The 18904-nt window shown below is 56.3% G+C and carries 22 protein-coding genes and 1 other annotated feature; of the genes, 14 read left to right on the forward strand and 8 right to left on the reverse strand.

The window, feature by feature from the left end; translation table 11 throughout:
• Positions 1 to 3 precede the first annotated feature (3 nt).
• From HFD97_RS04390 to hxpB, 6 genes are all read right to left on the reverse strand, one after another.
• Positions 4 to 414: a DUF6515 family protein gene (locus tag HFD97_RS04390; protein WP_167430909.1), complete on the reverse strand. Its 411-nt coding sequence runs from the start codon at positions 412 to 414 to the stop codon at positions 4 to 6.
• A gap of 187 nt (positions 415 to 601) precedes the next feature.
• A complete protein-coding gene (locus HFD97_RS04395) occupies positions 602 to 1993 on the reverse strand; it encodes an L-cystine transporter (RefSeq protein ID WP_167430908.1) in 1392 nt (463 codons plus the stop codon).
• Positions 1994 to 2144: 151 nt separating this feature from the next.
• The gene (locus HFD97_RS04400) at positions 2145 to 2735 is read right to left on the reverse strand and encodes a metal-dependent hydrolase (protein ID WP_009090554.1); all 591 of its coding nucleotides are present in this window, start codon (positions 2733 to 2735) and stop codon (positions 2145 to 2147) included.
• Positions 2736 to 2873: 138 nt separating this feature from the next.
• Positions 2874 to 3635: a 2-dehydro-3-deoxy-D-gluconate 5-dehydrogenase KduD gene (gene kduD / locus HFD97_RS04405; RefSeq protein WP_167430907.1), complete on the reverse strand. Its 762-nt coding sequence runs from the start codon at positions 3633 to 3635 to the stop codon at positions 2874 to 2876.
• 16 nt (positions 3636 to 3651) lie between these two features.
• Entirely contained in the window at positions 3652 to 4488 is an 837-nt protein-coding gene (gene kduI / locus HFD97_RS04410) for a 5-dehydro-4-deoxy-D-glucuronate isomerase (protein WP_150030061.1), read from the reverse strand.
• 174 nt (positions 4489 to 4662) lie between these two features.
• Positions 4663 to 5331 carry a hexitol phosphatase HxpB gene (hxpB, locus tag HFD97_RS04415; protein ID WP_167430906.1) on the reverse strand — a complete coding sequence of 223 codons (669 nt, stop codon included), beginning with the start codon at positions 5329 to 5331 and terminating at the stop codon, positions 4663 to 4665.
• 144 nt (positions 5332 to 5475) lie between these two features.
• Here hxpB and HFD97_RS04420 point away from each other — a divergent pair, with 144 nt between their 5' ends.
• Complete coding sequence (locus tag HFD97_RS04420; RefSeq protein WP_009090542.1) at positions 5476 to 6012, forward strand: YniB family protein; 537 nt, start codon at positions 5476 to 5478, stop codon at positions 6010 to 6012.
• A gap of 8 nt (positions 6013 to 6020) precedes the next feature.
• Here the strand turns inward: HFD97_RS04420 and HFD97_RS04425 are convergent, their stop codons facing one another.
• The gene (locus HFD97_RS04425; protein ID WP_009090540.1) at positions 6021 to 6914 is read right to left on the reverse strand and encodes a fructosamine kinase family protein; all 894 of its coding nucleotides are present in this window, start codon (positions 6912 to 6914) and stop codon (positions 6021 to 6023) included.
• 78 nt (positions 6915 to 6992) lie between these two features.
• Positions 6993 to 7313 carry a type V toxin-antitoxin system endoribonuclease antitoxin GhoS gene (gene ghoS / locus HFD97_RS04430; RefSeq protein ID WP_009090539.1) on the reverse strand — a complete coding sequence of 107 codons (321 nt, stop codon included), beginning with the start codon at positions 7311 to 7313 and terminating at the stop codon, positions 6993 to 6995.
• Between the two features lie 350 nt (positions 7314 to 7663).
• Between ghoS and HFD97_RS04435 the strand changes: the two genes are divergently transcribed.
• From HFD97_RS04435 to HFD97_RS04495, 13 genes are all read left to right on the forward strand, one after another.
• Entirely contained in the window at positions 7664 to 8425 is a 762-nt protein-coding gene (locus HFD97_RS04435; protein ID WP_009090538.1) for a YdiY family protein, read from the forward strand.
• 246 nt (positions 8426 to 8671) lie between these two features.
• Entirely contained in the window at positions 8672 to 10600 is a 1929-nt protein-coding gene (gene thrS, locus HFD97_RS04440; protein WP_167430905.1) for a threonine--tRNA ligase, read from the forward strand.
• Positions 10601 to 10603: 3 nt separating this feature from the next.
• Entirely contained in the window at positions 10604 to 11155 is a 552-nt protein-coding gene (gene infC / locus HFD97_RS04445) for a translation initiation factor IF-3 (RefSeq protein WP_033736278.1), read from the forward strand.
• A 100-nt stretch (positions 11156 to 11255) separates the two neighbouring features.
• Positions 11256 to 11453 (forward strand): 50S ribosomal protein L35, encoded by a 198-nt coding sequence (gene rpmI / locus HFD97_RS04450; RefSeq protein WP_009090535.1) that lies wholly within the window; start codon positions 11256 to 11258, stop codon positions 11451 to 11453.
• Between the two features lie 40 nt (positions 11454 to 11493).
• The gene (gene rplT / locus HFD97_RS04455) at positions 11494 to 11850 is read left to right on the forward strand and encodes a 50S ribosomal protein L20 (RefSeq protein ID WP_006118956.1); all 357 of its coding nucleotides are present in this window, start codon (positions 11494 to 11496) and stop codon (positions 11848 to 11850) included.
• Between the two features lie 117 nt (positions 11851 to 11967).
• Positions 11968 to 12093 (forward strand) — a sequence feature (Phe leader region).
• On the forward strand, positions 11973 to 12017 hold the full coding sequence (gene pheM / locus HFD97_RS04460) for a pheST operon leader peptide PheM (RefSeq protein ID WP_106120997.1): 45 nt from the start codon (positions 11973 to 11975) through the stop codon (positions 12015 to 12017). (Overlaps the previous feature by 45 nt.)
• A 71-nt stretch (positions 12094 to 12164) precedes the next feature.
• Positions 12165 to 13148 carry a phenylalanine--tRNA ligase subunit alpha gene (pheS, locus tag HFD97_RS04465; protein ID WP_009090534.1) on the forward strand — a complete coding sequence of 328 codons (984 nt, stop codon included), beginning with the start codon at positions 12165 to 12167 and terminating at the stop codon, positions 13146 to 13148.
• A 14-nt stretch (positions 13149 to 13162) separates the two neighbouring features.
• The gene (pheT, locus tag HFD97_RS04470) at positions 13163 to 15550 is read left to right on the forward strand and encodes a phenylalanine--tRNA ligase subunit beta (protein WP_150029990.1); all 2388 of its coding nucleotides are present in this window, start codon (positions 13163 to 13165) and stop codon (positions 15548 to 15550) included.
• 4 nt (positions 15551 to 15554) lie between these two features.
• The gene (gene ihfA, locus HFD97_RS04475) at positions 15555 to 15857 is read left to right on the forward strand and encodes an integration host factor subunit alpha (protein WP_003853259.1); all 303 of its coding nucleotides are present in this window, start codon (positions 15555 to 15557) and stop codon (positions 15855 to 15857) included.
• Positions 15858 to 16027: 170 nt separating this feature from the next.
• Complete coding sequence (btuC, locus tag HFD97_RS04480) at positions 16028 to 17011, forward strand: vitamin B12 ABC transporter permease BtuC (protein WP_140028470.1); 984 nt, start codon at positions 16028 to 16030, stop codon at positions 17009 to 17011.
• 40 nt (positions 17012 to 17051) lie between these two features.
• Entirely contained in the window at positions 17052 to 17597 is a 546-nt protein-coding gene (locus tag HFD97_RS04485) for a glutathione peroxidase (RefSeq protein WP_140028471.1), read from the forward strand.
• Positions 17598 to 18347, forward strand: a complete 750-nt coding sequence (btuD, locus tag HFD97_RS04490) for a vitamin B12 ABC transporter ATP-binding protein BtuD (RefSeq protein ID WP_167430904.1) — start codon at positions 17598 to 17600, stop codon at positions 18345 to 18347.
• A 68-nt stretch (positions 18348 to 18415) separates the two neighbouring features.
• Positions 18416 to 18874 (forward strand): C40 family peptidase, encoded by a 459-nt coding sequence (locus tag HFD97_RS04495; protein ID WP_009090526.1) that lies wholly within the window; start codon positions 18416 to 18418, stop codon positions 18872 to 18874.
• The last annotated feature ends 30 nt before the right edge of the window (positions 18875 to 18904 follow it).

Raw genomic sequence — 18904 nt, forward strand, 5'->3', positions numbered from 1 at the left:
CCGTTACAACCCTGCCGGGCGCGGCACCTCGACATAATCGCCGTCAATCTGCCGCTTGTAGTAGTGGCCATCCTGTACATAAAAACGCCTGCCGTTAAAATCCAGCACCCGCATCTCACCGCTGATCCGCGTCTCTGGCGGTGGCGCCACCACGACATACTCCTCACCGTGACGCTGATAATAGTTGCCGTTGAGCAGGTAGTAGGTCAGCCCGCCAATCAACACGGCGGTGGCGGCCTCGGGCAGAAAGCGCAACGGACCTGGCCCTCCCCAGCGCGGACCGGGGCCACCGTGCCGGCTCCATCCCTCATGCGGTCCCCATCCTCCTGGTGGGCCCCAGCCGCCGGGATGCGCAGAAGCCAGGGCGGGCGCTAAGAGTGTCAGCGTCAGAAGTGAGACGATCATTTTTTTCATCGGGTATTCTCCACAGACGAGTGGAGGCAGAATTCGCTTTTTAAAGAAGAAAGACAAGCGCTAAAGCGGCGGATTTTCGCCTGTTTACCACGCTTAACGCTTTCTTAACGGCGTCGCCATGAACAGGGAAGATTATGGAGAGCGGAAAGGGATTAACCTGGCGCGGATGCGCCAGGTTGAGCAGAGATTAACGGTGCGCCAGTTCGGCGTGGTCGTCACTTTCCAGCACGCGCCTGTCGGTCAGGCCTAACCAGCGGCTGGTGAGTGAACCGGCGGTCATGGAGCCATTGACGTTCAGGGCGGTACGGCCCATATCGATCAGCGGCTCGATAGAGATCAGCAGCGCAACCAGGGTCACCGGCAGGCCCATCGCAGGCAGCACAATCAGGGCGGCAAACGTCGCGCCGCCGCCGACACCGGCCACACCGGCTGAACTCAGTGTGACGATCCCGACCAGCGTCGCAATCCACAGCGGATCAAACGGGTTGATGCCAACCGTAGGCGCCACCATCACCGCCAGCATGGTCGGATAGAGACCGGCACAGCCGTTCTGGCCGATCGTGGCACCAAAGGAGGCTGCAAAGCTCGCCACAGACTCTGGCACGCCCAGGCGACGGGTCTGAGTCTCTACGCTCAGCGGAATGCTGGCGGCGCTGGAGCGGCTGGTAAAGGCGAAGGTAATCACCGGCCACACTTTGCGGAAGAAGCGCAGCGGGTTGATGCCGTTTACCGACAGCAGCAGGGCATGAACCGCAAACATTATCGCCAGACCGAGGTAAGAGGCGACCACAAAACTGCCCAGCTTGATGATGTCCTGCAGGTTAGAACCGGCCACGACTTTAGTCATCAGCGCCAGCACGCCATACGGCGTCAGCTTCATCACTAAACGCACCAGCTTCATGACCCACGACTGCAGGGTGTCAATCGCCACCAGCACCCGCTGACCTTTCTCCTGGTCATCTTTCAGCAGTTGCAGAGCGGCCATCCCCAGGAAGGCGGCAAAAATGACCACGCTGATGATGGAGGTCGGACTGGCACCGGTCAGATCGGCAAATGGATTTTTCGGGATAAAGGAGAGCACCAGCTGAGGCACGCTCAGATCGGAGACCTTGCCGACATAGTTGCTCTGGATCGCACTCAGGCGTGCGGTTTCCTGGACACCCTGCACCAGACCCTCCGCGCTGAGGCCAAACAGACCGGTCACGAAGACGCCGACCAGCGCAGAAATCGCGGTGGTAAAGAGCAGTACGCCAATGGTTAGTACGCTGATTTTTCCCAGCGACGAGGCGTTATGCAGACGGGCGACCGCACTCAGAATCGAGACGAACACCAGCGGCATGACGACCATCTGCAGCAGCTGGACATAGCCATTGCCGACGATGTTAAACCAGCTGATCGACGCTTTGACCACGGCGCTGTTTTCACCGTAGATCAGCTGCAGCACGAGGCCGAACAGCACACCGATCACCAGACCGATCAACACTTTCTTCGACAGGCTCCAGCTATGGCGGCTGAAGCGGGAGAGTAATACCAGCAGCACCACGAAGGCCGCGATATTAAACGTAAGAGGAAGGTCCATACCGAAACTCCAGAGTAATGCGGCCTGTCGTCCGGGAGAGGCCGCATAATGTTAATCACGAATTAAGACAGCAGGAATGGTAACAGCAGCCGGAGAGGCTGCCTTATATCCAAATGGCATGGTTTATAACTAACTGTTGATTTTTGCGGGTTTATTGCGCGGTATGACTGGAAATTAACCGTCCGACCCCATTCTGCAGCGTATCGAACAGCTGGGTCGGCCAGCCGTTTGCACCAAAGGAAGGCATTCCCACCGGAAACCAGAGCGCATAGCCCACCAGACCCAGACACAATACCCGCTCAAGCTGATTGCCTTTCTGGCTGCGCAGAATCGGCAGGCGGAAGCGCCAGCGGCAGGGCCACAGCAATGGCACCCCGGCAGGCGTCAGCATATCGGCCACTATATGGCTGAGGTAGCCCAGGGTCAGACCCTGCAAGACATCAGGCGGTATGGGTGACGACTTGGGCAGGTTAATCTGAAAAAGCCATAAACCGGCGGCCACCGCCAGCAGGCTATGGGTAAAGCCCCGGTGACCAAAAGCGCGCGCAATCGGCTGTGAGAGCCAGCGCAGCCGCTGTCCCAGCAGGGATTTAGGGTGATCGATGTCGGGCAACAGACATGTCAGCAGGGCTGAGGGAACGAGATGCCACCAGTCGGCCTGCGCCAGAACCGGGGTCAGCTCCGCACGTTTGGCAAAAATAGCGCTGGCAATGGCAAAAATGATGTGGCCTTCGCCCGTCATGATAGAACCTGGATGCTAAGAAACTGTCGATGCATCCAGTATAGGGATTTATCCAGTAAATGAGAACATGTGACGCTGTAACTAACAGTGAATTTTTTTACAGGGCGAGCCGCGGCATGTCACGGCTCACCCCGTCTTCTAGCGGGCCAGCCAGCCGCCATCAACCGCCAGCGTGTAACCATTAATATAGTCAGCTGCAGACGAGGCCAGAAAGACCACCGGCCCCATCATGTCATCCGGCACGCCCCAGCGGCCTGCCGGAATACGGTCAAGGATCTCAGCGCTGCGCGCCGCATCTTTGCGCAGGGGTTCGGTATTATCGGTCGCCATGTAGCCTGGCGCGATAGCATTAACATTGATGCCATGCCGTCCCCACTCGTTAGCCATCAGACGGGTTAAGCCCATGACAGCGCTTTTTGAGGCGGTGTAAGAGGGAACGCGAATGCCTCCCTGAAACGAGAGCATTGACGCAATATTAATGATTTTGCCGCCGCTTCCCTGCGCGATAAACCGCTGCGCGATTTGCTGTGAGAGGAAAAACACCGTCTTGCAGTTGATATTCATCACATCATCCCAGTCCTGCACGCTGAATTTCAGGGCATCCTCACGACGGATAATCCCGGCATTGTTGACCAGGATATCCACTCTGCCTGCCGCGGCGACCGCCTCTTCCGCGACCTGCGGGATGAGCTCAGGAGACATCAGATCGGCGGAAACGGACCAGAAGCGGCGGCCAAGTGCTTCCACTTTATGCTGCGTGTCAGTCGGTTCGATGCGGTTGATACCCACTATGTCGCAGCCAGCCTGCGCCAGCCCCAGTGCCATCCCCTGGCCAAGCCCGGTATTACAGCCGGTCACGATGGCGACTTTGCCTGTTAAATCAAATCTGTTCAGTACCATTCGGCTTGTCCTCCGCTTAACGCAGTTCGCTAATTCTGACCGCGTCCATATCATCAAAGACCTGATTCTCACCCACCATTCCCCAGATAAAGGCGTAACGCTGGGTTCCGACACCCGCGTGTATCGACCAGCTGGGAGAGATCACCGCCTGCTCGTTATGAACCAGCAGATGACGGGTTTGCTGCGGCTCTCCCATCATGTGGAAGACGGCGTGATCTTCGCTCATGTCGAAATAGAAATAGACTTCCATGCGGCGTTCGTGGGTGTGACAGGGCATGGTGTTCCAGAGACTGCCCTCATGCAGCCTGGTCAGGCCCATCGTGAGCTGACAGGTAGGCAACACGTCGGGCACGATAAATTTGTGTATGGTGCGGCAATTAGCGCTTGCCGCATCGCCCAGCGTGGCGTTGACCGCCTCCTGCAGCGTGATCTTTCTGTCCGGAAAGGTGGTGTGCGCCGGTGCACTGTTGAAATAAAATTTTGCGGGCTGCGATGCGTCGAGGCTGCGAAACAGCAGATCGCGCGCCCCTTTGCCGATATAGAGCGCCTCTTCGTGACCGATTTCCCACGTTTTGCCATCCACCTCCACCAGACCCGGACCGCCAATATTGATCATGCCCAGTTCACGGCGTTCGAGAAACCAGGCGACGCCCAGCTGTTTGCCCATCTCATCCCCCATCGTGACCGGCTGATTCACCGGCATGACGCCGCCCGTAATGATGCGGTCAATGTGGCTGTAGGTCAGGGTGTAGTGATCGGCGGTAAATATCTTTTCAATCAGAAATGCCTGGCGCAGTGCGTCAGTGTCGAGTTGTTTAGCATGATCGCTGTGAATGCTCTGGCGAATGTCCATCTCGTGCCCCTCTGGAGTCAGGTTATTCATCCCCCGATCAGGGGACGATGTGGGCATCTTAGGCAGAGTGAGACAGTGATTCAATAAAAATGAAACGCTGTTTTAATTTTTTGAGATTCAGATCAACCGCAGAACGCCTGAGCAAAAAAAAGCCCGCTTAAAGCGGGCGGGGGGTCAGCCTTTCAGATGGATCGGGCTAAGCTGCGTCAGGGTGTCCAGCCGGACATCTGCCAGCGCCCAGCGCGGATCGTCGCGGTGCTCAGCGGCGGGTACCACAATCGACCGCATGCGGGCCGCTTTAGTGGCGATCATGCCGTTAAACGAATCCTCCAGCGTGACGCAGTTCAGCGGATCGAGCCCCAGACTGGCGGCGGCATTGAGATAGACCTGCGGATGGGGCTTGCTGTAGGGCAGAGCTTCTGCGGAGGAGAGCACATCAAAATAGTGGCGCAGATTAAAGATCTCCAGCACCTGTTCCAGCATCGCCATCGGAGAGGCGGACGCCAGGCCAATCTTCAGTCCCTGCTCCTGACAGAGTTGCAGTGCGGTTTCCACGCCCGGCAACAGGGGACGGGTCTGATCCACCAGCGTCATGGCGCGCACGATAATCCGCTCCGTGACCTCCTGCTGCGACGGACCCTGCCACGGCAGCGTTTCGTACCACATCCGCACCGTCTGGTCGATGCGCAAACCCAGCGTGTCGGGCATTTCACTGCGACGTGACAGGTCAACATCCAGCGTTGAAAAGATATCCAGTTCAGCCTGATCCCACAGCGGCTCAGAATCGATCAGTAAACCATCCATATCAAACAGGGCGGCGAGGACAGGGCGGTGATAGGGCATCAGAGGTCTCCTTTTAAAGTCGGTTTTACCATAGCATCATTCCCGGCTGGCGCACGCTTCGCCCGTCGGCCATGCTTTTTTTGGGAAATTTCTTCATTGGCAGGTAGACTTACGGCAAATCGGATTTCGGGTTCAGGAGATATTATGACCTATCAACAGGCTGGCCGCATCGCCATCCTTAAGCGTGTGGCAGGCTGGGTGCTCTTTCTGGTGGCGCTGCTGTCGACCATTATTTCGGTGCTGAGCTTTATGTTTAAGCACAGTGAGAAGCAGCCAGGTATCGACGCGGTAATGCTCGACTTTGTTCATGTTATCGTCGATATGCTTCGCTTTAACACCCCCTTCCTGAACATCTTCTGGCACAACTCCCCGGTGCCGGAATTTAATGGTCAGATGAACCTGGGATTCTGGCTGATCTACATCCTGATTTTTGTCGGACTGGCCCTGGAGTCATCCGGCGCGCGCATGGGGCGTCAGGCCCGTCATGTCAGAGAGGGCATTGAAGATCAGATGATCCTGGAGCAGGCAAAGGGCAGCGAAGGGCGAAGCCGTCAGCAGCTGGAAGAGAAGGTGCGCGTACCCCGTCACACCATCTTCCTGCAGATCTTCCCGCTTTACATCCTGCCCGTGGTCATTGCGGTAGCCGGTTATTTCGTGCTGTCGCTGCTCGGCTTTATCTGAGGGCGTCGTCAGGCCGGTCTGGCCTGACTGGCGCTCAGCGCATCCTCTTCCAGCAACTGGCCGATGGCGAATTGTGCGTCGTCCGGCCAGTGCCCGCCAAAGACGTTAGCCCGGTTCAGCAGGTAGTAGAGCTGATAGACCGGCAGACGCTGCGAGAACCCATCCGGTAACGGCCAGACCGACTGATAGCCGTCGTAAATCTGACGCGGCAGGTCGGGGTACCAGCTCAGCATAGCTAAATCGCACTCCCGGTCACCCCAGTAGCAGGCAGGATCGAACACCCAGGGGCCGCTGTGGCTGCTGGCACAGTTGGCTGGCCAGAGGTCGCCATGCAGCAGCGACGGCTGCGGATGATGGGAGGCCAGCACCCGCTGCACGGCAGCAATGATCAGCTCGGTATCCCCGTAGAGCACCCCTTTTTCTGCCGCCAGCTGTAACTGCCAGCCGATGCGCTGCTCGGCAAAAAAGACCGACCAGCGGCGCAGCCAGCTGTTGGGCTGAGGAGTCGTGGTGATGTTGTTGTCGAAATCGAGACCGAACTGTGTCTGCTCGCTCCACTGATGAAGGTGCGCCAGCTGCTGCCCGAGCCGCCAGGCACTCTGCTCATCAAGTGGCTGAGGCGGAATATATTCCAGCAGCAGGAAGCTCTCCTCGCGGTGCTGGCCTACACCATAGACCTCCGGCACGCGAACCGTGCCGGTGCGCGCCAGCAGCGCCAGCTGGTCAGCTTCCCAGGTGAAGAGTGACAGCCTGTCCCGGCTGTTACTTTTGACGAACACGTCGTGATCACCGTAGCGGATACGCCAGGTGGGATGGATGTCGCCGCCGGCCAGGGCGTGACGTTCGGTGATTTCGGCATTGCCTAACTGCTCGCTTAACAGACGACTAATGGCTGACCACATTGGGCTATCCTCGTTATTCGCTGCGTAAGACAGATTGTACTGCGTAAATATTCACCAAAACCAGCCCGATTGCACCTCTTATTCTGGTGCGGAGCGGGTGGGGCGATGTTCAGCGGTGTCGCGCAGAAACGCTTCGAAGGTCGTCACGGTCACGTCCGGCCGCTGACCCAGCACGCTTTCACCCGCCGCAGTGGCCTGCTGCTGCAGCGCTTCAGGCGACAGCGGGCTGACAATACCAAAGCTGTTGGTCCCGAGTTCATGCGGGTGGCCCTCATCGTCAGCCAGGGTGGTGGTGAAACCGGCCGCTGTCATGGCGCTGGTCAGTTCCAGGATGTCGCTTAATCCCGATTCCTGATAGTGAAAGGTCACGATATAGCGTGTTAAGGCGTTGTTGCTCATGAGGCACCTCCGGGGAAGGGAAACTGAACTGAGCGTAGACCATGGTGAAAAATCAGGCGAATTATGAAGGGGATGCGCGGTGCCTGCCGTGATGCCGGGCGTAAATTCCTGTCAGGCAGGTGCGCGGGGTTGGAAAAATCTTCTGCGGCTACGGCTATCTTTTCCCTTTCGCAGCACTATAATGCGCGACGTTAATCAGATGAGTCCCAATTAACACGTGTTGCAGGGCTGATTCCACGCATTTCGGGTGAGTTAATATTTTTTTACAAAACTTACCGTAAATTGCATTGAATGCCGGGCAAAACGCTTCAGACTCTTCGTTTTTTAAACTGTCGCACGGATCACATTTAATGAAAGCCTATAACAAGCTGTCTGCTGTTCTTCTGCTCTCCGCCGGAGCATTTTGTCACCAGGCACTGGCCGATAACGCCGTATTCACCTCAATGGATGACCCCTCTACGGCGAAAAAGCCGTTTGAAGGCTCAGCTGCTGCGGGCTACCTGGCGCAAACCGGTAACACCACCAGTTCATCAATGACCGCTCAGACCAATATGACCTGGTATCAGTCATCAATGGCTTACAGCTTGTGGGGTAACGCGGCCAACACCTCGTCAAACGATGAGCGCTCTTCCGAGACCTATAGCATCGGCGGTCGTTCACGTTACAACGTCAGCAACTATGACTACCTGTTTGGTCAGGCGAGCTGGTTAAGCGATCGTTTCAATGGTTACGATTCGCGCGACGTTCTGACAGCCGGTTACGGTCGTCAGATCCTGAACGGTCCGGTGCATTCACTGCGTGCGGAATTTGGTCCGGGTGTGCGCTACGACGATTTCCACGATGGCGGCCACGAAACCAAAGCGCTGGGCTATGGCGCGGTCAGCTATCAGTGGCAGCTCACTGATACCACCAAATTTGTCCAGGGTGTGTCTGTACTGAGCAGCTTCGGTGAAGATACCACCGTGAACTCTGAAACCGGCCTGCAGGTGGCAATTAACAGCCACTTCGCCCTGAAGCTGGCGTACAACGTGACCTGGAACAACAATCCGCCGGAATCTGCGCCGGATCGCACCGACACCAAAACCTCGGTTATGCTCTCCTACGCGATGTAAGCGCAATTTTAACCGTGGTCTGCCCGGCGGCCTGACACTCTGTCAGGCCGCTTTTTTTTGATCTCTCCACGGCTTAGCAAAAAGGGGATGGTTTTTCTCGACCAGGAAAACTGCTATCATCTGCCCCGCACGGCAATCCTGGCGACATTCCGACAATGTGGGTCTGATGTTACGCCAGGTCACCCATTTTACATGACGTTGCATGTAGGCTTTCGTGTGGCCTACCACTGCAAATAAGGATTAGAAATGCCTGTAATTACGCTTCCTGATGGCAGCCAGCGTGTGTTCGACCGCCCTGTCAGTGTGATGGATATCGCGCTGGACATCGGGCCGGGTCTGGCGAAAGCCTGTATCGCTGGCCGCGTGAACGGTGAACTGGTTGATGCGGTCGACCCCATCACCGAAGACGCCGCCGTGGCGATTATCACTGCAAAAGATGAAGCCGGTCTGGAAATCATCCGTCACTCCTGCGCGCACCTGTTAGGGCATGCCATCAAGCAGCTGTGGCCGGATACGAAAATGGCGATTGGCCCGGTCATTGATAACGGCTTCTATTATGATGTCGACATCGATCGTACGCTGACCCAGGAAGATATCGACCTGCTGGAAAAACGCATGCATCAGCTGGCTGAGACCAACTACGATGTGGTGAAGAAAAAGGTCAGCTGGCAGGAAGCCCGTGACGTCTTTGCGGCGCGCGGCGAAATCTACAAAACCACCATTCTTGATGAAAACATCAGCCACGACGATAAGCCTGGCCTCTATCATCATGAAGAATATGTCGACATGTGCCGCGGTCCGCACGTGCCGAACATGCGGTTCTGCCATCACTTTAAACTGCAGAAGATCTCCGGTGCCTACTGGCGCGGCGACAGCAGCAACAAGATGCTGCAACGCATCTATGGCACCGCATGGGCAGACAAAAAGCAGCTGTCAGCCTATCTGCAGCGTCTGGAAGAGGCGGCAAAGCGTGACCATCGCAAGATTGGTAAGCAGCTGGATCTCTACCACATGCAGGAAGAAGCACCCGGTATGGTCTTCTGGCATAACGACGGCTGGACCATCTTCCGCGAACTGGAAGTGTTTGTCCGCAGCAAGCTGAAAGAGTACCAGTACCAGGAAGTGAAGGGTCCGTTCATGATGGACCGCGTCCTGTGGGAAAAAACCGGGCACTGGGAAAACTATAAAGAAGCGATGTTCACCACCTCGTCTGAGAACCGTGAATATTGCATTAAGCCGATGAACTGTCCGGGACACGTTCAGATCTTTAATCAGGGTCTGAAATCGTACCGTGACCTGCCGCTGCGTATGGCCGAGTTCGGCAGCTGTCACCGTAATGAGCCATCAGGTGCGCTGCATGGCCTGATGCGTGTACGCGGCTTTACCCAGGATGATGCCCACGTCTTCTGTACAGAAGAGCAGGTGCGTGACGAAGTGAACAGCTGTATCCGCATGGTTTATGACATGTACAGCACCTTCGGCTTCGAAAAGATTGTGGTCAAACTCTCTACCCGTCCTGAGAAGCGCATCGGCACCGATGAGATGTGGGACCGCGCCGAGGAAGATCTGGCTGCCGCGCTGAACGAAAACAACATTGAGTTTGAGTTCCAGCCAGGCGAAGGCGCCTTCTACGGCCCGAAAATTGAGTTTACCCTGTACGATTGTCTTGATCGCGCCTGGCAGTGTGGAACCGTTCAGCTAGACTTCTCCCTGCCAAAACGTCTTGAAGCGACGTATGTGGGTGAAAATAACGATCGTCAGACGCCTGTGATGATTCACCGTGCGATTCTGGGATCGATGGAACGCTTCATCGGTATTCTGACCGAAGAGTTTGCTGGTTTCTTCCCAACCTGGCTGGCACCACAGCAGGTCGTGGTCATGAATATTACCGATGGACAAGCGGAATATGTTGAGTCTTTAACGCGTAAGCTGCAGAATGCTGGCATTCGTGTGAAGGCAGACTTGAGAAATGAGAAGATAGGCTTTAAAATCCGCGAGCACACATTACGTCGCGTCCCTTATATGCTGGTCTGCGGTGATAAAGAGGTGGAAGCAGGCAAAGTTGCCGTTCGCACCCGCCGTGGTAAAGACCTGGGGTCGATGGATGTCGATCTCTTTGTTGAGAAGTTGCAACAAGAGATTCGCAGCCGAAATCTTCATCAACTGGAGGAATAAAGTATTAAAGGCGGAAAACGAGTACTACCGACGCGTCCGAACAAAATTAACAGCGAAATCCGCGCAACTGAAGTGCGCTTAACGGGCATGGATGGCGAGCCACTTGGCATCGTCTCATTACGCGAAGCTCTGGAAAAAGCCGAGGAATCGGGTGCTGACTTAGTCGAAATTAGCCCGAACGCCGAACCGCCGGTTTGCCGTATTATGGATTACGGCAAGTTCCTCTACGAAAAAAGCAAATCTTCTAAGGAACAGAAGAAGAAGCAAAAAGTTATTCAGGTTAAGGAAATTAAATTCCGTCCTGGAACCGATGATGGCGACTATCAGGTCAAACTACGCAACCTGATTCGCTTTCTGGAAGATGGCGATAAAGCCAAAATCACGCTGCGTTTCCGTGGTCGTGAGATGGCGCACCAGCAGATCGGTATGGAAGTGCTTAACCGCGTCCGTAAAGACCTGTGTGAAGATCTGGATTTGGCCATTGTCGAATCCTTCCCTTCGAAGATCGAAGGCCGCCAGATGATCATGGTGCTCGCTCCTAAGAAGAAACAGTAGGCTTTCAAGTAACATTAACCGCGCAGCGTTCGCGTTGTGCGGTTTTCTGTTCGCCTGTCTGGGTCATGTTATCAACAATGCGAAGTGGATATTTTTAAAAATGCCAAAGATTAAAACTGTACGTGGCGCGGCTAAGCGCTTCAAGAAGACCGCTTCTGGCGGCTTCAAGCGTAAACACGCAAACCTGCGTCATATTCTGACCAAAAAATCTACTAAGCGTAAACGTCACCTGCGCCCTAAAGGCATGGTGTCAAAAGGCGATCTGGGTCTGGTTTCTGCCTGCCTGCCGTACGCATAAGTCCATTTTTTTAAACAGAATATAGAACAGGAGAGCTCACATGGCTCGCGTTAAACGTGGTGTAGTTGCTCGCGCACGTCACAAAAAAATCTTAAAACAAGCTAAAGGCTATTACGGTGCACGTTCACGTGTTTACCGCGTTGCCTTCCAGGCTGTTATCAAAGCTGGTCAGTATGCTTACCGTGACCGTCGTCAGCGTAAGCGTCAGTTCCGTCAGCTGTGGATCGCGCGTATCAACGCAGCGGCTCGTCAGAACGGCATGTCTTACAGCCGTTTCATCAATGGTCTGAAAAAAGCAGCCATTGAGATCGACCGTAAGATCCTGGCCGATATCGCCGTATTCGACAAAGTGGCCTTCACTGCACTGGTCGAAAAAGCGAAATCAGCTCTGGCGTAAGTCAGATGAAAAAGGGAGCTTGCTCCCTTTTTTATTGCCTGTAAGCTGCGCAAAAGATTGACATTTTCGTCTCCGCGCATTTCAATAGTGCCCTCGTAAAGCATGACAAGGTAACTGCAAGCATGAATGCTGCTATTTTCCGTTTCTTTTTTTACTTTAGCGCCTGACATCCGGGGGCTTTTGCGCATAAGAAAAGAAACGAAAAATCGCGCTAAAAGCCTCCCTCGTGGAGGCTTTTTTATTTCTGGCGTTAGCATACTGGACCGGCAGGTCCCAACAAGAACTGACCAGCCTGACTGGAAAAAGAGGAAATTATGTCCCAACTCGCAGAACTGGTGGCCAGCGCCACGGCGGCTATCGACGGGGCGACAGATATCGCCGCCCTTGACGCGGTGCGCGTCGAATATCTCGGTAAGAAAGGGCATCTGACATTACAGATGACCACCTTACGCGAGTTGCCTGCTGAAGAGCGCCCTGCAGCCGGTGCGGTAATCAACGAAGCGAAACAGCAGGTCACCGACCGCCTGAACGCGCGTAAAGAGGCGCTGGAATCGGCGGCGCTGAATGCGCGTCTGGCGGAAGAGACCATCGATGTGTCACTGCCGGGTCGCCGCATTGAAAATGGCGGCCTGCATCCGGTCACCCGCACGATGGATCGCATTGAGACCTTCTTCGGTGAGTTAGGCTTTGCTGTCGTCACCGGGCCGGAAATTGAAGATGATTATCATAACTTTGATGCACTCAATATTCCTGCTCACCACCCGGCGCGTGCCGATCACGATACCTTCTGGTTTGACGCCACCCGTCTGCTGCGTACCCAGACTTCCGGCGTGCAGATCCGTACCATGCAGGCTCAGCAGCCGCCGATTCGTATCATCGCGCCAGGCCGCGTCTACCGTAACGATTACGATCAGACCCACACGCCGATGTTCCATCAGATGGAAGGGCTGATCGTGGATAAAAACATCAGCTTTACCAATCTCAAAGGCACGCTGCACGATTTCCTGAACAACTTCTTCGAAGAAGATTTGCAGATTCGTTTCCGTCCGTCCTACTTCCCGTTTACTGAGCCTTCAGCAGAAGTGGACGTCATGGGTAAAAACGGCAAGTGGCTGGAAGTGCTGGGCTGCGGCATGGTGCACCCTAATGTGCTGCGCAATGTCGGCATTGACCCGGAAGTTTACTCCGGTTTCGCCTTTGGTATGGGCATGGAGCGTCTGACCATGTTGCGCTATGGCGTGACCGATCTGCGCGCATTCTTCGAAAACGATTTACGTTTCCTCAAACAATTTAAGTAAGGGCAGGTTATCCAATGAAATTCAGTGAACTCTGGTTACGCGAATGGGTAAATCCAGCCCTGGACAGCGCCGCGCTGTCTGAACAAATCACCATGGCCGGTCTGGAAGTGGATGGCGTTGAGGCCGTCGCCGGTGCGTTCAACGGTGTCGTGGTTGGCGAAGTGGTGGAGTGCGGTCAGCACCCGAATGCTGACAAACTGCGGGTGACCAAAATTAATGTGGGCGGTGACCGTCTGCTGGATATCGTCTGCGGCGCGCCGAACTGCCGCCAGGGGCTGAAAGTCGCCGTCGCCACCGTGGGTGCGGTGCTGCCGGGTGATTTCAAAATCAAAGCGGCCAAACTGCGTGGTGAGCCGTCAGAAGGGATGCTCTGCTCTTTCTCCGAGCTGGGAATCAGCGACGACCACAACGGCATTATTGAACTGCCTGCCGATGCGCCCGTGGGCACCGACATCCGCGCCTGGCTTCAGCTGGATGACAACACCATTGAAATCAGCGTCACGCCTAACCGCGCGGACTGTCTGGGCCTGATCGGTATCGCGCGTGATGTGGCGGTGCTGAACGGTCTGCCGCTGAACAAGCCAGAGATTCAGCCGGTCGCTGCCACGCTGAGTGACACCTTCCCGATTCAGGTTGATGCGGTGGAGGCCTGTCCGCGCTACCTGGGTCGCGTAGTGAAAGGCGTTAACGTTGGTGCGGCCACGCCATTGTGGATGAAAGAGAAGCTGCGTCGCTGTGGTATCCGCTCAATCGATCCGGTGGTGGATATCACCAACTATGTGCTGCTGGAACTGGGTCAGCCGATGCACGCCTTCGACCTCGATCGCCTCAACGGCGGCATCGTGGTGCGCATGGCGAAAGAGGGCGAAAAGCTGACGCTCCTGGATGGCACTGAAGCCAGCCTGCAGTCAGACACGCTGGTCATCGCCGATCACCAGCAGGCGCTGGCGATGGCGGGTATCTTTGGTGGCGAACATTCGGGCGTGAACAGCGAAACGCAGAACATTCTGTTTGAGTGCGCCTGGTTTGACCCGCTGGCGATCACCGGCCGCGCCCGTCGTCACGGTCTGCACACCGACGCGTCACATCGCTATGAGCGAGGCGTTGATCCGGCGCTGCAACATATCGCGCTGGAGCGTGCAACCGCGCTGCTGCTCTCCATCTGCGGGGGTGAAGCCGGCCCGATCATCGACCAGACGCATCAGGCCGCCTTGCCGGTTCCGGCGACGATCACCCTGCGCCGGGAAAAACTGGATCGCCTGATTGGTCATGTCATCGCCGATGAGCAGGTTACCGATATTCTGACCCGTCTCGGCTGCGACGTCACGACAGGCGAAGGTGAGTGGCAGGCGATCGCCCCGAGCTGGCGCTTCGACATGGCGATTGAGGAAGATCTGGTTGAAGAAGTGGCCCGCGTTTACGGCTACAACAACATCCCGAACGTGCCGGTGCAGGCGGGGCTGGTCATGACTCAGCATCGCGAAGCGAACCTGTCGCTGAAACGCGTGAAAAACCTGCTGGTGGACAAGGGGTATCAGGAAGCGATTACCTACAGCTTCGTTGATCCGAAGGTTCAGCAGCTGCTGCATCCGGGTGAAGAGGCGCTGCTGCTGCCAAGCCCGATCTCCAGCGAGATGTCGACCATGCGTCTCTCCCTGTGGACCGGCCTGCTCAGCGCAGTCGTCTACAACCAGAACCGTCAGCAGAGTCGCGTACGTCTGTTTGAGAGCGGCTTACGCTTTGTGCCCGACACGCAGGCAGATTTAGGCATCCGTCAGGATCTTATGCTGGCCGGTGTTATCAGCGGAAACCGTGTTGAAGAGCACTGGGATCTGGCGCGCCAGGCAGTTGACTTCTATGATTTAAAAGGCGATTTAGAGTCGCTGCTCGATTTAACCGGCAAACTGGATGCGATCAGCTTCCGGGCTGAAGCCAATCCGGCGTTGCATCCGGGACAGAGCGCGGCGATTTATTTGCACGATGAACGAATCGGATTTATCGGAGTCGTTCATCCTGAGCTGGAACGTAAGCTGGATCTCAACGGCCGCACCTTAGTCTTTGAACTGCTTTGGAATAAGGTCGCAGACCGCGTCCTGCCTGACGCGCGCGAGATTTCTCGCTTCCCGGCTAACCGTCGTGATATTGCTGTTGTGGTGGCTGAAAACGTCCCTGCAGCAGATATCATCGCGGAGTGTAAGAAAGTTGGCGTAAATCAGGTAGTTGGCGTAAACTTGTTTGACGTGTACCGCGGTAAGGGCGTTTCTGAGGGCTTCAAGAGCCTCGCAATCAGCCTGATTTTGCAGGATACCAGCCGGACACTCGAAGAAGAGGAGATTGCCGCGACCGTTGGCAAATGTGTTGCGGCATTAAAAGAGCGATTCCAGGCAACCTTGAGGGATTGAACCTATGGCGCTTACAAAAGCTGAGATGTCAGAGTACCTGTTTGAGAAACTCGGGCTGAGCAAACGCGATGCCAAAGAGTTAGTAGAGCTGTTTTTCGAAGAGGTACGTCGCGCTTTGGAAAATGGAGAACAGGTAAAACTGTCTGGGTTTGGCAATTTTGACCTGCGTGACAAAAACCAGCGTCCTGGCAGAAACCCGAAAACGGGGGAAGATATTCCGATCACCGCGCGTCGCGTAGTGACATTCCGCCCGGGACAGAAGCTGAAAAGCCGCGTAGAGAACGCTACACCCAAAGAGACTGACTGAATTTCAGCGTTTCAAAAAGGCCGCGCAAGCGGCCTTTTTTCATGGTCTCACCCGCCGGTAACTGCGCTGGCGCGCCCGTCTGCCAGCAGGGCGCACACCGCATCAACCACCTTTCTTTTTTCTGCAATCCCACTACAATCAAATCTCTGTTTTCTCAGCAAATCCAGCCTATGTCTCTGCTTGACCCGCTCGCGCTTCAGGCCGACCAGCGCGGCCAGAAATGGCTTATTACTTTAGCTCTTATACTGCTTGCGCTGCTCTGTGGCAGCCTGTGTGCCGGTGACAGCTGGATCGCGCCCTCAGAGTGGTTTACGGAGAGCGGCCGGCTCTTTGTCTGGCAGCTGCGGCTGCCGCGCAGTCTGGCGGTGATGCTGGTCGGCGCATCCCTGGCGGTGTGCGGCGTCGTGATGCAGGCGCTGTTTACCAATCCGCTGGCCGAGCCTGGCCTGCTGGGCGTCTCAAACGGAGCGGGCATCGGTCTGGTGCTGGGCGTGTTGCTGGGCAGCGGCTCGCTATGGAGCCTCGGCCTGGCCGCGATGGCCGGAGCACTCATGATTACGCTGATCCTGCTCTGTTTCGCGCATCGTCAGCTCTCGGTAACCCGGCTGTTACTTACGGGCGTGGCGCTGGGGATTATCTGCAGTGCCATCATGACCTGGGCCGTTTACTTCAGCACCAGCCTCGACCTGCGTCAGCTGATGTACTGGATGATGGGCGGCTTCAGCGGCATTGACTGGCGCTATGGCGGAATGATGCTGGCGCTGCTGCCGGTGATGCTGGCCCTGAATGCGACGGGACCCATACTGAATCTGCTGGCGCTGGGGGAGATCTCCGCTCGTCAGCTCGGTCTCTCTCTTTTCTACTGGCGCAATCTGCTGGTGCTGGCGATGGGCTGGCTGGTCGGTATCAGCGTTGCCATGGCCGGTGCCATTGGTTTTGTCGGGCTGGTGATCCCGCACCTGCTGCGGTTGAGCGGCATCAGCGATCACCGTTATCTGCTGCCCGCCTCTGCGCTGGCTGGCGCAGGCGTGCTGTTAGCGGCCGATATCGTCGCGCGTCTGGCGCTGACATCGGCCGAATTACCGATAGGCGTGGTCACGGCGACACTCGGCGCGCCGCTGTTTATTCTTTTACTGGTAAAATCTTCGCGCTAGCTTTTGGCTGGCTACTCTGCATCCACAACAGGAATTCAGCATGAACATTTATGACACTGAACTGGTTACGCTTGATGGTGAAAAAACCACGCTCTCTGCGTGGCAGGGCAAGGTACTGCTGGTGGTAAACGTCGCCTCGAAATGTGGTCTCACCCCGCAGTATGAGGAGCTGGAGAATCTGCAGAAGGCCTGGCAGGATCACGGCTTCAGCGTACTGGGTTTTCCCTGCAATCAGTTTCTGGAGCAGGAGCCTGGCAGCAGCGAAGAGATCAAAACCTTCTGCAGCACCACCTATGGCGTGACATTCCCGATGTTTGCCAAAACCGACGTTAATGGGGCAGGGCGTCATCCGCTCTATGCTCAGCTGATCGCGGCCTGTCCTGACGCCGTTCGTCCCGAAGGCAGCGGTTTTTACGAGCGTCAGGTGAGCAAAGGGCGCGGACCAAAAGCGCCGGGCGACATCCTGTGGAACTTTGAAAAATTCGTTATTGGCCGGGACGGTCGCGTTGTCCAGCGGTTCGCGCCTGATATGACGCCGGAAGATCCCATTATTCTGGAAACCATTAAGCAGGCTCTGGCGAAATAGATGCTGCTGCGCCTGCAGCAGGTGGCGCTCGCCGGGCGGCTGTGCTCACTGAACGGTGAGCTTGCCGCCGGTCAGTTGCTGCATGTCGCCGGTCCGAACGGCGCGGGAAAAAGCACGTTGCTCAGCATTGTTGCCGGACTGCAGGCCGCGTCCGGCAGGATCGTGCTGGATAACCGTCCGCTGTCCGGGTGGAGCGGCCCGGCGCTGGCCCGGGCTCGCGGCTGGCTTCCCCAGCAGCAGGCCCCCCTGAGTCAGATGCCGGTCTGGCACTATTTACGGCTGCATCTGAAACAGAGGGGGGCGCAGGATGAAGATCGGCTCAGCATGCTGCTGCAGCAGCTTCAGCTGCAGGATAAACTCGCCCACTCACTGACCCGGCTCTCCGGCGGGGAGTGGCAGCGTGTCCGCCTGGCGGCGGTCTGCCTGCAAATTGATCCGCGCATCAATCCAGACGGGCGGCTGCTGATTCTGGATGAGCCAATGACCGCGCTGGATATCGCCCAGCAGAAAGCGGTGGACGATCTGATCGCCGGACTCTGTGCGGCGGGCATCAGCGTGATCGCCAGCAGTCACGATCTCAACCACACGCTGCATCAGGCGAATCAGGTCTGGCTGATGGAGAGGGGACAGGTCATTGCGCAGGGCGAACCAGCCGCGGTTCTGACCCCGCAGCGGCTGACACCGCTTTATGGCATCGCCTTCCGGCAGATTGAGCTTGAAGGACGCACGCTGCTGACCGTCCTGCCCTGACACTTGCTACCCGGCGGGCTTTACCGCTACATTAAACCGGTTGCAACTTCTGATAAGGACATTTGGCGATGCGCCTGGGTTTGCTGATTTTGGTTCTGCTGCTGACGGGATGCAGTCATCACGCCCCGCCGATTAATGGTCGTCTCTCCGACTCGATTACCGTGATTGCAGAGCTGAACGACCAGCTCGGTCACTGGCACGGCACGCCCTATCGCTATGGCGGCATGAGCCGTAACGGTGTCGACTGCTCTGGCTTTGTCTATCTCACCTTCCGCGACCGCTTTGCGCTGCAACTGCCGCGCACCACCTCAGCACAGAGTGATATCGGCACCCGTATCAGTAAAGACGAACTGCTGCCCGGCGATCTGGTCTTCTTTAAAACCGGTCGCGGGGAGAATGGCCTGCATGTCGGCATCTACGACAGTGATAATGCCTTTATTCATGCTTCCACCAGCCAGGGGGTGATCCGCTCCTCGCTGGACAATGTCTACTGGCGCAAAGTCTTCTGGCAGGCTCGCCGTATTTAACCGGAGAGTCTGAAATAAGACTTAAGTCCA

Origin of the sequence: Pantoea sp. EKM103V, from assembly GCF_011800365.1 — a bacterium.
GTDB classification, from domain to species: Bacteria; Pseudomonadota; Gammaproteobacteria; order Enterobacterales; family Enterobacteriaceae; genus Pantoea; species Pantoea anthophila.

Bases quoted from the DNA above. Each gene is read 5' to 3' on its own strand.
- rplT (WP_006118956.1), top strand. From the start codon at position 11,494: ATGGCTCGCGTTAAACGTGGTGTAGTTGCTCGCGCACGTCACAAAAAA.
- HFD97_RS04435 (WP_009090538.1), top strand. From the start codon at position 7,664: ATGAAAGCCTATAACAAGCTGTCTGCTGTTCTTCTGCTCTCCGCCGGA.
- pheT (WP_150029990.1), top strand. From the start codon at position 13,163: ATGAAATTCAGTGAACTCTGGTTACGCGAATGGGTAAATCCAGCCCTG.
- thrS (WP_167430905.1), top strand. From the start codon at position 8,672: ATGCCTGTAATTACGCTTCCTGATGGCAGCCAGCGTGTGTTCGACCGC.
- HFD97_RS04420 (WP_009090542.1), top strand. From the start codon at position 5,476: ATGACCTATCAACAGGCTGGCCGCATCGCCATCCTTAAGCGTGTGGCA.
- HFD97_RS04425 (WP_009090540.1), bottom strand. From the start codon at position 6,914: ATGTGGTCAGCCATTAGTCGTCTGTTAAGCGAGCAGTTAGGCAATGCC.
- kduD (WP_167430907.1), bottom strand. From the start codon at position 3,635: ATGGTACTGAACAGATTTGATTTAACAGGCAAAGTCGCCATCGTGACC.
- rpmI (WP_009090535.1), top strand. From the start codon at position 11,256: ATGCCAAAGATTAAAACTGTACGTGGCGCGGCTAAGCGCTTCAAGAAG.
- btuD (WP_167430904.1), top strand. From the start codon at position 17,598: ATGCTGCTGCGCCTGCAGCAGGTGGCGCTCGCCGGGCGGCTGTGCTCA.
- kduI (WP_150030061.1), bottom strand. From the start codon at position 4,488: ATGGACATTCGCCAGAGCATTCACAGCGATCATGCTAAACAACTCGAC.
- HFD97_RS04495 (WP_009090526.1), top strand. From the start codon at position 18,416: ATGCGCCTGGGTTTGCTGATTTTGGTTCTGCTGCTGACGGGATGCAGT.
- btuC (WP_140028470.1), top strand. From the start codon at position 16,028: ATGTCTCTGCTTGACCCGCTCGCGCTTCAGGCCGACCAGCGCGGCCAG.
- HFD97_RS04485 (WP_140028471.1), top strand. From the start codon at position 17,052: ATGAACATTTATGACACTGAACTGGTTACGCTTGATGGTGAAAAAACC.
- HFD97_RS04395 (WP_167430908.1), bottom strand. From the start codon at position 1,993: ATGGACCTTCCTCTTACGTTTAATATCGCGGCCTTCGTGGTGCTGCTG.
- pheS (WP_009090534.1), top strand. From the start codon at position 12,165: ATGTCCCAACTCGCAGAACTGGTGGCCAGCGCCACGGCGGCTATCGAC.
- hxpB (WP_167430906.1), bottom strand. From the start codon at position 5,331: ATGCCCTATCACCGCCCTGTCCTCGCCGCCCTGTTTGATATGGATGGT.
- ghoS (WP_009090539.1), bottom strand. From the start codon at position 7,313: ATGAGCAACAACGCCTTAACACGCTATATCGTGACCTTTCACTATCAG.
- ihfA (WP_003853259.1), top strand. From the start codon at position 15,555: ATGGCGCTTACAAAAGCTGAGATGTCAGAGTACCTGTTTGAGAAACTC.
- HFD97_RS04390 (WP_167430909.1), bottom strand. From the start codon at position 414: ATGAAAAAAATGATCGTCTCACTTCTGACGCTGACACTCTTAGCGCCC.
- HFD97_RS04400 (WP_009090554.1), bottom strand. From the start codon at position 2,735: ATGACGGGCGAAGGCCACATCATTTTTGCCATTGCCAGCGCTATTTTT.